Annotated in this window: 11 protein-coding genes, 2 tRNA genes and 1 rRNA gene; all 14 read right to left on the bottom strand. The window is 52.8% G+C overall.

Going from position 1 to position 13,469, the window contains the following annotated elements:
* Window positions 1-242, bottom strand: a 16S ribosomal RNA gene (locus BM322_RS09035); the annotation flags it as partial.
* A 531-nt stretch (window positions 243-773) separates the two neighbouring features.
* Window positions 774-850, bottom strand: a tRNA-Met gene (locus BM322_RS09030).
* A 4-nt stretch (window positions 851-854) separates the two neighbouring features.
* Window positions 855-940, bottom strand: a tRNA-Tyr gene (locus BM322_RS09025).
* Window positions 941-1,030: 90 nt separating this feature from the next.
* Window positions 1,031-2,134 carry a cell division protein FtsZ gene (gene ftsZ, locus BM322_RS09020; RefSeq protein WP_143102221.1) on the bottom strand — a complete coding sequence of 368 codons (1,104 nt, stop codon included), beginning with the start codon at window positions 2,132-2,134 and terminating at the stop codon, window positions 1,031-1,033.
* A 159-nt stretch (window positions 2,135-2,293) separates the two neighbouring features.
* Entirely contained in the window at window positions 2,294-3,109 is an 816-nt protein-coding gene (locus BM322_RS09015; protein WP_082334438.1) for a cell division protein FtsQ/DivIB, read from the bottom strand.
* A 30-nt stretch (window positions 3,110-3,139) separates the two neighbouring features.
* The gene (locus BM322_RS09010) at window positions 3,140-4,078 is read right to left on the bottom strand and encodes a D-alanine--D-alanine ligase (RefSeq protein ID WP_075429789.1); all 939 of its coding nucleotides are present in this window, start codon (window positions 4,076-4,078) and stop codon (window positions 3,140-3,142) included.
* 31 nt (window positions 4,079-4,109) lie between these two features.
* On the bottom strand, window positions 4,110-5,501 hold the full coding sequence (gene murC / locus BM322_RS09005; protein ID WP_075429787.1) for a UDP-N-acetylmuramate--L-alanine ligase: 1,392 nt from the start codon (window positions 5,499-5,501) through the stop codon (window positions 4,110-4,112).
* Between the two features lie 15 nt (window positions 5,502-5,516).
* Window positions 5,517-6,629 carry an undecaprenyldiphospho-muramoylpentapeptide beta-N-acetylglucosaminyltransferase gene (gene murG, locus BM322_RS09000; RefSeq protein WP_075429785.1) on the bottom strand — a complete coding sequence of 371 codons (1,113 nt, stop codon included), beginning with the start codon at window positions 6,627-6,629 and terminating at the stop codon, window positions 5,517-5,519.
* 20 nt (window positions 6,630-6,649) lie between these two features.
* The gene (gene murD / locus BM322_RS08995) at window positions 6,650-8,011 is read right to left on the bottom strand and encodes a UDP-N-acetylmuramoyl-L-alanine--D-glutamate ligase (protein WP_075429783.1); all 1,362 of its coding nucleotides are present in this window, start codon (window positions 8,009-8,011) and stop codon (window positions 6,650-6,652) included.
* A 48-nt stretch (window positions 8,012-8,059) separates the two neighbouring features.
* A complete protein-coding gene (mraY, locus tag BM322_RS08990; RefSeq protein ID WP_075429780.1) occupies window positions 8,060-8,995 on the bottom strand; it encodes a phospho-N-acetylmuramoyl-pentapeptide-transferase in 936 nt (311 codons plus the stop codon).
* Between the two features lie 57 nt (window positions 8,996-9,052).
* Window positions 9,053-10,426, bottom strand: a complete 1,374-nt coding sequence (murF, locus tag BM322_RS08985; protein WP_075429778.1) for a UDP-N-acetylmuramoyl-tripeptide--D-alanyl-D-alanine ligase — start codon at window positions 10,424-10,426, stop codon at window positions 9,053-9,055.
* Window positions 10,426-11,922: a UDP-N-acetylmuramoyl-L-alanyl-D-glutamate--2,6-diaminopimelate ligase gene (locus BM322_RS08980; protein ID WP_075429776.1), complete on the bottom strand. Its 1,497-nt coding sequence runs from the start codon at window positions 11,920-11,922 to the stop codon at window positions 10,426-10,428. Before BM322_RS08980 ends, murF begins: the two co-directional genes overlap by 1 nt.
* Window positions 11,923-12,087: 165 nt before the next feature.
* Window positions 12,088-12,465 (bottom strand): cell division protein FtsL, encoded by a 378-nt coding sequence (gene ftsL, locus BM322_RS08975; protein WP_075429803.1) that lies wholly within the window; start codon window positions 12,463-12,465, stop codon window positions 12,088-12,090.
* Window positions 12,465-13,427: a 16S rRNA (cytosine(1402)-N(4))-methyltransferase RsmH gene (gene rsmH, locus BM322_RS08970; RefSeq protein WP_075429773.1), complete on the bottom strand. Its 963-nt coding sequence runs from the start codon at window positions 13,425-13,427 to the stop codon at window positions 12,465-12,467. The genes ftsL and rsmH overlap by 1 nt, the downstream gene beginning before the upstream one ends.
* Between the last annotated feature and the right edge of the window lie 42 nt (window positions 13,428-13,469).

Below are 13,469 nucleotides of genomic sequence, written 5' to 3'. Positions count from 1 at the left end.
CAAAGCGATAGCTTACAAGTAGAGGCCATCTTTAATATCATCTCCATGCGGAAACGATACAACATTCGGTATTAGCAGTCCTTTCGGACTGTTGTCCCCATCTTTGCGGCAGGTTGTCTACGCGTTACTCACCCGTTTGCCACTCGACTCTCAAAAGCAAGCTTTCAATCGTCTCGTTCGACTTGCATGTGTTAAGCACGCCGCCAGCGTTCGTCCTGAGCCAGGATCAAACTCTCCAATAAATCATATTGAAGAACTCAATCAAGCTCTCAATTATTCTATGGTTCATAAATCACTGAAGTGATTTATGTAAGCGACTCACAAGCAATTAAAATTGCTGTTCGCTGCTTAAAAGAAATTGCCGATTGCTATGTTGTTCATACCAATCGATGTTTTGAATATGAAACCGAAGTTTCATCAAACATCTGGCTTGAATCATGTTGCATGATTCATTCTGCATTGTTTAGTTTTCAGAGAACAATCTCTGGCTCTTTCGAACCGTGCCGCTCATTTCAGCGACTCATTTATTATATCGCATTGATTTCTTTCTGTCAAGAACTTTTTTAAATTCTTTTCAAAACCAACATCTTTCAACCACTTGCCATTCAAGGCTTTCTGATTGATTTCCGTTGCCGTATCTCTCAGCGACTTGTATTATGATACACGTCTTTTGTCGATATGTCAACACCTTTTTCTAAAAAAGTTCATTTTTTAGAAAAAGATCCGAAAAAATTAAAAGCGCATCGCAACAGCGATACGCTTCATCTTTCAAATGGTGGCGGCGAAGAGATTTGAACTCCTGACACTGCGGGTATGAACCGCATGCTCTAGCCAACTGAGCTACGCCGCCATGATGGTGGGCAGGGATGGATTCGAACCATCGTAATCCGAAGATGACAGATTTACAGTCTGTTCCCTTTAACCACTCGGGCACCTACCCATATGCAATTAACAAGTGTTAAGAACAAGATATATTATATCTGCTCTTAACTTGCTTGTCAACTGTTTTTTGTAAATAATCTAAAATATTTTACTTGCTACGCATCCAAACCGGGATGTCAATGAAATCCGGAGCCGGCTGTGCTGGGGCTGCCGGAGTCTCTGCCGTCGTGCCTGCAGAAGCCGGCTGTGCCATCGTAGATGCAGCTGAAGCCGCCTGCACACCAATCTCCTCAGGAGCGTCAAAGCCCGTAGCAATGACGGTAACACGTACAGTGTCCCCCATGGTATTATCAACAGCAGCACCCCAGATAATATTTGCCTGGCTGTCTGCTGCCGCCTCAATCGCATTAGACGCCTCCGTAACCTCAAACATGCTGAGGTTCTCCTCTGCACCCGTTACATTGAGCAGGACGCCGCGAGCACCATCGATGCTCGTCTCCAGGAGCGGCGATGCAATCGCAGCCTTAGCAGCCTCTACAGCCGCATTCTCACCCGTTGCCTCACCAATACCCATAAGGGCAGAACCAGCGTTGCTCATGATGTTCTTGACATCCGCAAAGTCGAGGTTGATAAGACCTGGCAGCGCGATAAGGTCAGCGATACCTTTCACGCCCTGACGCAAAACATCATCAGCGATGCTGAACGCCTGCGTGATTGGCGTCTTTTTATCCACGACCTGCATCAAGCGATCGTTCGGAATCGTGATAATCGTATCAACATGTTTCTTGAGATTGGCAATACCAGACTCCGCGTTACGGCGGCGTTTCATACCCTCAAAGGAGAACGGACGGGTTACGACGCCAACCGTCAATGCACCGATCTCACGGGCGCACTCAGCAACAACAGGAGCTGCACCAGTTCCCGTACCGCCGCCCATACCAGCCGTAACGAATACCATATCCGCGCCGCGCAGTGCCTCAAGGATATCATCGCGGCTTTCCTCGGCCGCCTTCTGACCGATTTCCGGCTGTGCGCCAGCGCCCAGACCACGCGTCAGTTTCTCACCAATCTGCATGCGTTTCGGGGCCAAGGACTTCAGCAATGCCTGCGCATCCGTATTCACGGCAATGAACTCCACACCCTGAAGCCCAAGATTGATCATGCGATTGACAGCATTGCTGCCGCCACCGCCAACACCTATAACCTTTATTGTAGCCAGCTGATCCAGGCCATTATCATCCAATTCAAACACTGCATTAACCCCCATGACGATTATATTTTATCCGTGGCAAACATTGTCACTTCTTGTCAATCTGCACAATTATACTGTTTTATTTTACCATCATTTTTCCTTGAATTCCATAGCTTTCATGAAAAAACTTATACGTGACGGTTCATAAGAACAGATTTATCACTGGGCATTCTCATTGACCACCGTTTCTTTTTCCTGCGGCATGTTTTTCAAACGAATAAATGGGGCTGTATAACTGAAATCAACATAATCAATCTGATGACGATTATTCGGCAGATTGAGAAGGAAATCCTGGGTCAATTTGACTTTTTCCTCCATGCGGTCCCTGTCCCCTAGACGTATCTGCACAGAATTAGTCGTATAAGCAACGATCATCTTCGGATTGCTGATATTCACTTCCGAAACCTGATTGAGGGCCTCCGCATCAAGCTGCTGCAGGAACTGCAGTATCCAGGCAACTACCTCATCCCGATTATCATCGCCGATATAGAGATCATGCAGCACAATCCCTGTAATCAAAGGAATCGGCATTTTCTTGAGACTGCGATAGCTATTGATTACTTTACCCTGACGATCAAAATCAACATACCCATAATCGCAGGCAGCCGTAGCTACCGGCGTGCGTTCGACGATATCGACTTCAATCGTATCCGGCAAGCGACGCCGCACAATGGCCGATTCAATCCGCAGATCATGCATGAGATTTTGCGTGATCACATCAGTCTGCAATTGAAACAGCGGTGTTCCCTGGTAAATTCGCCCGGCAGTCATGATATCCTGCTGGTTCAGGTAGTTGCTGCCATTGATGACTATCCTTTGCAATGTAAATAACGGCGAATAGACGACAATGGCCATAAAACCGCCGCATATCAGCAAAAACAAGAGCCCCTTGATGAGCCGTCTCGGACTGCGGCGTATCTTCTTTTCTGCAGTCGGCTCGTCACCGGCCAGCTGCTCTTCTTCCTTAGCCGCCATGCTGCATACTCCTTTGCCTGTAAATCTTCCTTACTTCTGATAGCCTGCCATTTCCAGGATGCGCTCACAAAGCTCTGGGAACTCGATGCCCATTGCCCGGCCAGCATCCGGAACCAGTGAGGTCTCCGTCATCCCCGGCACCGAGTTGACCTCAATGACATATGGCTTCTCGTCTTCGCTGAACATCATATCCACGCGGGCAACACCGCGGCAGCCACAAGCCGTATACGTCTTGATAGCCAGCTCCTGGATCTCTTTCGTCTTCTCATCGGAAACCGGCATCGGGATGATATGCGCAGAAGCCCCCTTCGTGTATTTGCTCTGATAATCATAGCGGCCCGAAGTCGTCGTGATCTCGATGATTGGGAATGCCTCTTTGTGCTCCTCATCGCCCCAAACAGCTACCGTCATCTCACGGCCTTTGATGAATTCCTCTACGAGGACCTCATCATTATACGTAAATGCCTCTTTCAGTGCGACGGCAAGTTCTTCGGTATCCTCAACGATATACACGCCAATGCTCGAGCCCTGGGAAGCAGCCTTGACCACCACCGGCAGATGGAATGCTGTCTCAATCTCCTGCACGAGATCACGTTTCGCCTCAAAGGCATGATACGTATGCGAACGCGGCGTTGAAATGCCCTCGGCCATGAATACACGCTTGGATGCCACTTTATCCATCGTCACCGCTGCCGCCAGCACCCCCGAGCCAGTGTACGGAATACCGAGCATCTCCAGCGTGCCCTGCAGGATTCCGTCCTCACCGAACTTGCCATGCAGCGCGTTGAATACCATCGCACAGCCACTCTTGCGGATATCCTCCGCAAAGGTAGCAGGATTGAGCTCCATCCCTTCGGCATTATAGCCTTTTGACTGCAACGCATTCAAGATAGCAGTACCCGTGCGGCGGGATACCTCCGCCTCAGTAGACGTACCACCCATGACAACAACGATCTTATCCTGATTCATTTGAATGAAAACTCCTTTATCTTATCTTCGATTATTCCTGCAGCAATTCGACGAGTTCCTCACCCGACTTATAGATATCGCCTGCGCCCATCGTGATGACGAGATCACCATCTTTTACTTCATCCTTCAGATAAGCTGCGACTTTCGCACGATCCGGCAGATAGACAACATCCTGTCCTGACTGACGGCGAACCTCATTCAAGATTGTTTCGCCATTGATCCCATCAATCGGTGCCTCACCAGCAGCATAAATATCCGTAAGTATCAGCAGGTCTGCCGAGACAAATGCCTTGCCGAACTCCTCATGCAGGAGCTGCGTGCGCGAATAACGATGCGGCTGGAAGGCGCAAATGAGGCGTGCCGGTTTCGTTTCCTTGGCAGCCTTGAGCGTAGCAGCGATCTCGGTCGGATGATGTGCATAATCATCCACTACCCAGACGCCATCCATGCGGCCTTTGGTCTGGAAACGACGCTTTGCCCCGTGGAAAGCTGCCAGACCATCAGCCATCTTTTCAAATGGCACACCCATAGTCAGTCCCGTGACCAGGCAAGCCATCGCATCGAGAACGTTGTGGCGTCCTGGGATATTGAGCGAGATATGGCCGAGCTCTTCCTCGCCATGAACGACGTCAAACGCAATGCCCTTGCCTCCCGTCGTGATATTCTTCGCCTGATAATCAGCCTCATGATCGATTGCATAGGTATAGTATTTACGATCGATATTCTTTGCGATATTGCGCAGGTTCTCATTGTCGAAACAGAGGACCGCATAGCCCGTTTCCTTATCGACATTCTCGATGAACTGCGTGAAGGCCTTGATGATATTTTCCATCGTCCCATAATGGTCCATATGATCATCTTCGACATTCGTCACAACCGCCACATGCGGATGCAGCTTGAGGAACGAACCATCACTCTCATCAGCCTCTGAGGCAAGGTATTCACTCTCACCCAGCTTGGCATTCGTTCCCAGATCCGGCACCTCGCCGCCGACAATCATCGTCGGCGATACGCCAGCATGGGTCAGCGCCACGCCGAGCATCGAAGTCGTCGTCGTCTTGCCATGGGCACCAGCTACGGCAATGCCTTTATACTCATTGACAAGGGCCGCATTGATATCCGAACGATGCAGTTTCGTGATGCCCAGGTCACGGGCAGCCAGCACCTCCGGATTGTCGTAAGGGATGGCCGTCGATACGACAATGGCATCTACGCCACGGACGTTCTCGCCTTTCTGACCGCCCAGCATGATCTTAGCCCCCATCTTGCGCAAGTTCTCGATGACGGCCGAATCCTCACGGTCTGACCCCGACACCTCATAGCCAAGCTCGACAAGGATCTTGGCCAATGGGCTCATCCCGGCACCGCCGATGCCGACAAAATGGATCTTCTTGATATCATTAAGCTCTTTCAGCTGTTTCATCTACTATAGTCCCCCTTAGCACTGACCGGCAAGTTCCAACACCATGTCGGCAATATCAGCCGCAGCCTGTGGCCTGCCCATACTGCGGCTGGCTTCTGCCATCGCCGTCAGCTTGTCATCTTCACTCAATAACTCGGTGAGCACTGCACAGAGCCGCTCACTCGTCAGTTCGTTGTTCAGGATCATCCTGGCTGCGCCAGCCGTTTCCAAGGCGCGGGCATTGTGCTCCTGATGATTCTCGGCCGCATAAGGATATGGCACCAGGATGGCAGGAATGCCGCGAGCCGTAAGCTCAGCCAGTCCCGTCGCACCAGCACGGAATACCGCCAGATCTGCCATAGCCATCGCCTTAGGCATATCATAAAGATAAGGCCGCACCTGTATATGCTTGGCCTTATCAAGATCTAAGCCTGCAGCTTCAAGCCGATTCACCACATCCTCATACTCGAGCTTACCCGTCACATGCAGATATTGAACCTCCGGATGCTTTGCTGCCTGTACGAGCACATCAATCATCGCCCGGTTGATGGAACGTGCCCCCCGGCTGCCGCCAGAAATAAGCACCGTCTTGCGGGCCGGGTCGAAACCGAACTCAGCCGCCCCTTCTTCCCGGCGCGCTGACAAGACCTCCCGACGGATGGGATTGCCTGTGAACACCACTTTACCAGCCGGAAAATGTTTCTTGGCTTCTTCGGTGCCTGCTGCAATCCTGCTTACGAATCTTGCCAGGATCTTGTTCGTGATACCCGGTACGACATTCTGCTCCTGTATCAAGGTCGGCACATGCATCAGGCTGGCAGCCAGCAGGATTGGTCCACAGACATAGCCACCAGTGCCGATGACCACATCGGGATGGAAATCCCGGACAATCTTAGCCGCCTTAGCCACACCTATCATAGCCTTGCCAGCCCGGCGGAAATTGTCCGGCGTCAAATGGCGTTCAAAGCCCTGAATGTCCACCGTGGCAAAAGGCAGTCCCTCTTTGGGGATAATGTCTGCCTCCAGGCCGCGTTTCGTACCGACGTAAAGGAATTTCGCGTCGGGATATTTCTCCTGTATAGTACGGATAATCGTGATGGCTGGGTAGATATGCCCACCAGTGCCGCCACCAGATACGATGATATTCAACTTAATACCCCTCTTATCAATCAAAGATTATTGACCAGCCGCTTGAAATCACGACCGCGCTGCGCCATGCCATCATACATGTCAAAACTTGCACAGGCCGGTGAGAGCAGGACGACCTGCGGCGCACGGGCCAATCCATGCGCAATCTCCACGGCCTTCTCCATCGAAAAGCCTGCCCGATGGATATGTTCCTGCGGATAGCCATTCTTGCAGGCCTCTTGCTCAAAGCGCTCTGCCGCAGCGCCAACGAGAATCAGGTCTGTCACGCGCTGCTTCACGAGCTGCATGAAATCCGTCAGATCCGTCATCTTATCGTCGCCACCAGCCAGCAGCACGATGCCATCATCAAACGTCTCCAGCGCCTTGATAGCCGAATCGGTATTCGTCGCCTTGGAGTCGTTGTAATAGGCTACGCCATCGAGCTCACGGACATATTCGATGCGGTGCTCGACGCCACGGAACTCCTTGAGTACCTTGACCATGGCCTGCGGCTCACAACCAGCCAGGAAGGCCGAGGCAGCTGCCGCAAGCGCATTTTCCACATTATGAGCGCCCTTGATGCCCAGTTCATTTACACGACAGAGCGGATATTCCTGTCCTTCCCAACGGATGATGAGCTGACCGTCACGGGCAAAGGCACCTTCTTCAAGCTCCTGCTGGCGGCTGAAGTAACAAACCTTTGCCGCTGCCCGCTCCTTCATCGAACGCGTATGTTCATCGTCATAGTTGAGCACCAGGAAATCCTCAGCCGTCTGCTGTGCAAACAGGCGCTCCTTCATCTGCTGGTAGACCTCCATCGAGCCATGACGCACGATATGATCCGGCGTCACATTCAGCTCCGCAGCTACATGCGGATGAAAATCCTTCGTGGCCTCCATCTGATAGCTGGAGATTTCCGCAGCGATGCAGCCGCCCTTGCCAACACGCAGGACCTCTTCTGACAGTGGCACACCGATATTGCCGCCTACACCAACGCGCTTGAAACGCGTTGCCAGCAGCAAGCCTAAAAGCGTGACCGTCGTCGTCTTGCCATTCGTTCCCGTAACCGCACAAATCGGCGACTCCGCCAGCTCATAGGCCATTTCCACCTCAGTCAGGACGCGGATCTTGCGTGCATAGGCAGCCTGGATGATGGGGATGCGGACCGGAACTGCCGGTGATACGATGACCATATCAACACCCTCGAGCAGCTCTTCCTGCTGCGGGCCAAACGCCAGGCGGATATCCGCCGCCCTGAGTTCTTGGAAATCGTACTTGATATCCTGCTCGCTCTTGGCATCGCTGAGCACCACCTCAGCCCCAAACTTCTTCGCCAGCTTGGCAGCGGCAAAACCGCTGATGCCAGCACCAATTACCAGTACCTTCTTGCCTGAAAGATCCATAGTCACAAAGAAATCCCCCTCAATGAAATCGTACGAACTCACTTAAGATCAAAGCAGTGATAAACCGGCCACGCTTGCCAGCAAACCGACAGTCCAGAATACGAAGACAACCTTCCATTCGGACCAGCCACCGAGCTCAAAATGATGATGTATCGGGCTCATGCGGAATACGCGCTTGCCCGTAGTCTTGAAGGAAATGACCTGGATGATGACCGAAAGTGCCTCACAGACAAAAATCAAGCCGATGATGGCCAGCAGTACTTCCGTATGCGTAAGGATGCCCACAGCAGCAAAGGCACCACCAAGTGCGAGCGAACCCGTATCGCCCATGAACACCTTGGCCGGATGGGCATTGAACCGCAGGAATGCCAGGCAGGCACCAACAATTGCCACACAGAACAGCGCCAAATCATTATGGCCAAGCAGCAGGCATACTGCCGCATAGGCACTAGCAGCGATGGCCATGGTGCCCGATGCGAGCCCATCAAGGCCATCAGTCAGGTTCACGGCATTTGAAGCCCCCACCATGACAAACAACACGAGGAAATAGTACCCGATGCCAATATTGACAGAAGTATTGGCCAGCGGCAGCCATACGCTCGTATCAATGCCGAGCATGCGCGTGCCGATAACCATCGTGACCACGGCAATGATGATCTGGCCGAGCATCTTCTGCTTGGCCTTGAGACCAAGATTGCGTTTCTTGACTACTTTGATGTAATCATCGAGGAATCCGAGTACGAAGTGCCCCAACATGATGAAAAGTGCCAGCAGGATTTCCGTCGACAGCGGTGCTGCGGCAATCGTCCCCAGCGTGATGCCCAGAATGATCATGATGCCGCCCATGGTTGGGGTGCCGCTCTTAGCCTGATGGCTTTTCGGGCCCTCCTCACGGATGCTCTGGCCAAATTTCAACTTATGCAGCTCGGGGATGAAAAACGGTCCCGTCACCAGTACAAAACCGGCAGCTATGACTGCTGCCATGAGTAAACTCGTTTCCACTATCTGATTCCTCTTTCTATTGCCTTTTGTTTCCCGCTCTTAGAGCAGGTCAATGATCTTTTCCATCTGCATGCCGCGCGACCCTTTGAACAGGATCGTATCGCCCGGCTGCAGGATTTCCTGCAGCTTTGCCGCAGCCTCTTCATGCGACGCGCAGCGGCAAACGACCGGCACGCCGCCGTTTTCTGCGCCTTCCGCGATATAGCTGCCCATCTCACCACGCGTGATGACAGCCGCAAATTCCTTTTCCGCCAGTTCCTTCCCGACCTTGCGATGCGCCTCTACAGATACACTACCCAGCTCAAGCATATCGCCCATGACAGCGATCTTGCGCCCCTTCGCCAGCTCCGACAGCGTATTGATGGCCGCAGTCATCGACATCGGGCTCGCATTATAGGCATCGTTGACGATCTGCCACTCCTTGACCGTCTGACACTCAAAGCGCATCTTCGTCGCCTCGAGGTTCTTGAGCCCATCGTGGATCTGCTCAGCCGTAAGCCCCAGCGCAAAACCAGCCGCGATAGCTGCCAGCGCGTTGTAGACATTATGACGGCCCACCATGGCAATCGTATACTCGTGGCGTTCGTTCTGATATTCGACCATGAACTTCGTGTTCCGGCCTTCCGTGCGGATAGCCTCGCCATGCACATCAGCCGACTGCTCGATGCCAAACGTCAACACGCGGACACCGGCAGTTGCCTTGCTGCGCATACCAGCGACATATTCATTATCGGCATTGAGGATGACTGTGCCGCCCGCCGGGATTGCCTCGACAAGTTCAGCCTTGGCCTTGGCAATATTTTCCAGTGACCCCAAAAGCTCCATATGGGTTTCGCCCACATTGGTGACGATACCGATCCGAGGCTGGGCAATCTTCGCCAGCGGCTCAATCTGATGGAACCCGCGCATGCCAATCTCGACGACAGCTGCCGTATGTTCCTCACGGATACCTAAGAGCGTCAACGGCAAGCCAATCTCGTTGTTGAAATTGGCCTGGGTCTTGAGTACCGGACCGCGGGCTGAAATCGCTGCCGCCGTCAGATCCTTCGTCGTCGTCTTGCCATTAGAGCCCGTGATTGCAATAACCGGCAGCTGCGGGAAGCGCTCTCGCCAGGCTCTTGCCAGCTGCTGATATGCCGACAGCGTATCTTCAACCTGCAGTACAGTCCCCTGACACTCGCGAAGCTTTTCCTCTGCACAGTCAAGGCTGACCATGACGCCAGCCGCACCTTTCTGCAGTGCCTCCGCAGCAAAATCCTCACCATTGAATTTCTCGCCCTTGAAGGCCAGGAACAGGACACCGTCCGTAATCTTACGCGTGTCACTGACCAAGTCAGCAAACTGCTCTTTATCCTTAGAAACCACCTTGGCATTCGTGATTTCAACAACTTCCTGGAATGTAAAAGCCGGCATTATCTCTCCTCCTTACGGGCAGCAACTGCCTCACGAGCCACTTCTTTATCGTCAAAGTGGATGGTCTTGTCTTTCAAGATCTGATAATCCTCGTGGCCCTTGCCAAGGATGATGACGATATCATCGGTCTCGGCCAGTTCCACCGCCCGGAAGATTGCCTCGCGGCGATCCGTGATCTTTTCATGCTGCTTGTCCCCGATCTTTTCCTGGACACCAGCTTCGACCTCGCTCAAGATGAACTCCGGATCCTCTGAGCGCGGGTTGTCCGACGTAGCGATGACGACATCTGCCAGATCAGCTGCAATCCGTCCCATGATGGGGCGTTTCGTGCGGTCGCGATCGCCGCCGCAGCCAAATACCGCAATGATCTTCTTCTTGGCAATTTCCCTTGCCGTGCGCAGCACGTTCTCAACACCGTCCGGCGTATGAGCATAGTCGACGATGATCGAAAAATCCTGTCCTGCCTTCACAAGCTCAAAACGCCCTGGCACGCTTGTAAAGCCGCTGAGCACCGACTCGATGATTTCCGGCTTGATATGTTCAGCCAATGCCGCCCCCACGGCCGACATGACATTGTAGACATTGAAGATACCCGTGATATGCAATTTGAGTGCCATCTGCCCCAAATCTGCATGATTCAGCGTGAAGTTCGCCCCGCTGGCGAGCACATCGACATCGGTAGCCCGCAAGTCCGCCGGCTGATTGATGGCATATGTAAGCTGCTGGCAGGCCGTATGCTCCAGCATCGTCTTGCCAGCAGCATCATCGATATTGACAACAGCCGTCTTGCCAGTCTTCACACCGGCCTCAGAAACATGTTCAAACAGCTTGGCCTTGGCCAGCATATAGTTTTCCAGCGTCTTATGATAATCCAGATGATCCTGGGTAAGGTTCGTGAACACCGCCGTATCGAACTCGATGCCGGCAACACGATTCTGGTCCAGGGCATGGGAGGAAACTTCCATGACGACATAGTCCATCCCCTTATCGCGCATGATGGCCAGGGTATGCTGGAGCTCCACCACATCCGGCGTCGTGTTATGGATAGGATAGACTTCATCTTCCATCATGATCTGGATCGTACCGATAAGGCCGACCTTATAGCCGGCTGCCCGCAGGATAGCCCGCGTGATATAGCTCGTCGTCGTCTTGCCATTCGTGCCCGTAATGCCGATGACCCGCATGCTGCGTGCGGGGAAATCATGGAAGAACGGTACGATGACATCGAGCGCAGCCTGCAGATCAGTCACGCGCAGTACGGCAATGCCCGCGGGAACTTCTACGTTCTCGCGCGTCGTGAGGATAGCTGCCGCGCCTGCCGCCACTGCCTGCGGAATGAACTTATGGCCATCCACATGCAGGCCAGGGATGCAGACAAACAAGGTCCCCTTGCCTACTTTGCGCGAGTCATGCTCGATACCCGTGATTTCCGTTTCTTTATTGCCGATAACGACAGAACCTGCTACAAGCTCTGCCAGCTGACTGATTGTTTTCATCTGTTTTCCTCCTCAGTTTCCGCCCCTCAAATCAGCGGACCGTACACTATTATAAACCGTCTAGGGAAAAATTAGTAGTATTTTTTCCTGGCATATAAACACGAAAGAAGCTGTTCATCTTCCATGACAGCCTCTTTACTCCCGCCGCCCGCAGCGGCTGATTATTCATTTTTCCTGACTGAAATACGTGTGTTTCGGCACTTCCATGCCCAACTGGTCCTTAGCGATATTCTTGATGCGCTCCGGCGACTTGAGCTTGGCGATGTCAATCTTCAACCGCTCATTTTCCTGCTCGAGCGCATCAGCCTGACGCTGCACCTCCACGAGTGCATAGCCACGGCTGGCACTGACACCGCTGCCGATAGTCACCAGCATCGCCAGTATCGCGATGGTAAGGAACAGGATCTGGCAATGCGACCGCATGCTCGTATCGAGTACCGTCTTGAACAGTGGCTCTTTCGGTGCCTGACGCAGCTGCCGTCTTTCTTCCTCTGGCGACAACGGCATTTCTTCAAAATGTTCTTCTTCCTGTCTTGCGAGCATCAGCAATCGCCCCCTTCCTCTGCCTGTACCAATTTCTCAGCAATGCGCAGTTTAGCGCTCTTCGAACGTGAATTGTGCTCGAGTTCCTCCGCCGTTGCCTGGATTGGCTTGCCAAGCATGCGGATCTCCGGTTTGTGATTACACATGCAGACCGGCAGTTCTGGCGGACAGATGCAGCCGCGCGCCATTTCCTTCAGCGTTTGCTTGGCAATGCGGTCTTCGAGCGAATGGAATGTGATGATGGCAATGCGCCCACCGGGCTTCAAATGCCGCACCGCTGTGCGGAAAGCATTCTCCAGTATGCCCAGCTCATCGTTTACCTCGATGCGGATAGCCTGAAAGATGCGCTTAGCCGGATGCCCATTGGCTGCCTGCCGCACAGCTTTCGGCACAGCCTTGCAGATGATATCGACAAGCTCGCCAGTTGTCTCAACAGGTTTTGCCTCCCGTTCCTTGACAATGAACTGTGCAATGCGGCGGCCCCACCGTTCCTCGCCATAATCATGGAAAATCCGGTCAAGCTCCTGCTCACTGTAGGTGTTGACTACATCGTAGGCCGAAAAACCAGACTCAGGATCCATGCGCATATCAAGCGGCGCATCCTGCATATACGAAAACCCACGCTCAGCCGTATCAATCTGATGGGACGATACGCCAAGATCGAACACAACACCATCGACCAAGGGAGCGTTCTCTTCCGCGAGAATAGCCTCCAGATTGCGAAAGTTGCTATGTACGATATCCACCCGGCAGGCCGCATCTCGCAACCGCTCAGTAGCTGCTGCGATTGCCGCCTCGTCCTGGTCGATGCCGATGATCCTGCCCTCGGGCTCCAGGAGCTCCGCAATCCGTCGGGAATGTCCTGCGCCGCCCAATGTGCAATCGACATAGGTTCCTTTTTTATTTGTCACGAGACCCTTGACGGTCTCCTCCAGCATCACGCTGATATGATGAAACTCCATGTTTCTTGCACCTGACTTCCCTTGTATTCCGTAATCCTTAAC

Origin of the sequence: Selenomonas sp. GACV-9, assembly GCA_900116485.1 — a bacterium.
In the GTDB taxonomy this organism is placed as follows: Bacteria; Bacillota; Negativicutes; order Selenomonadales; family Selenomonadaceae; genus Selenomonas_A; species Selenomonas_A ruminantium_G.
This window is presented reverse-complemented; position numbering and strand designations above follow the sequence as displayed.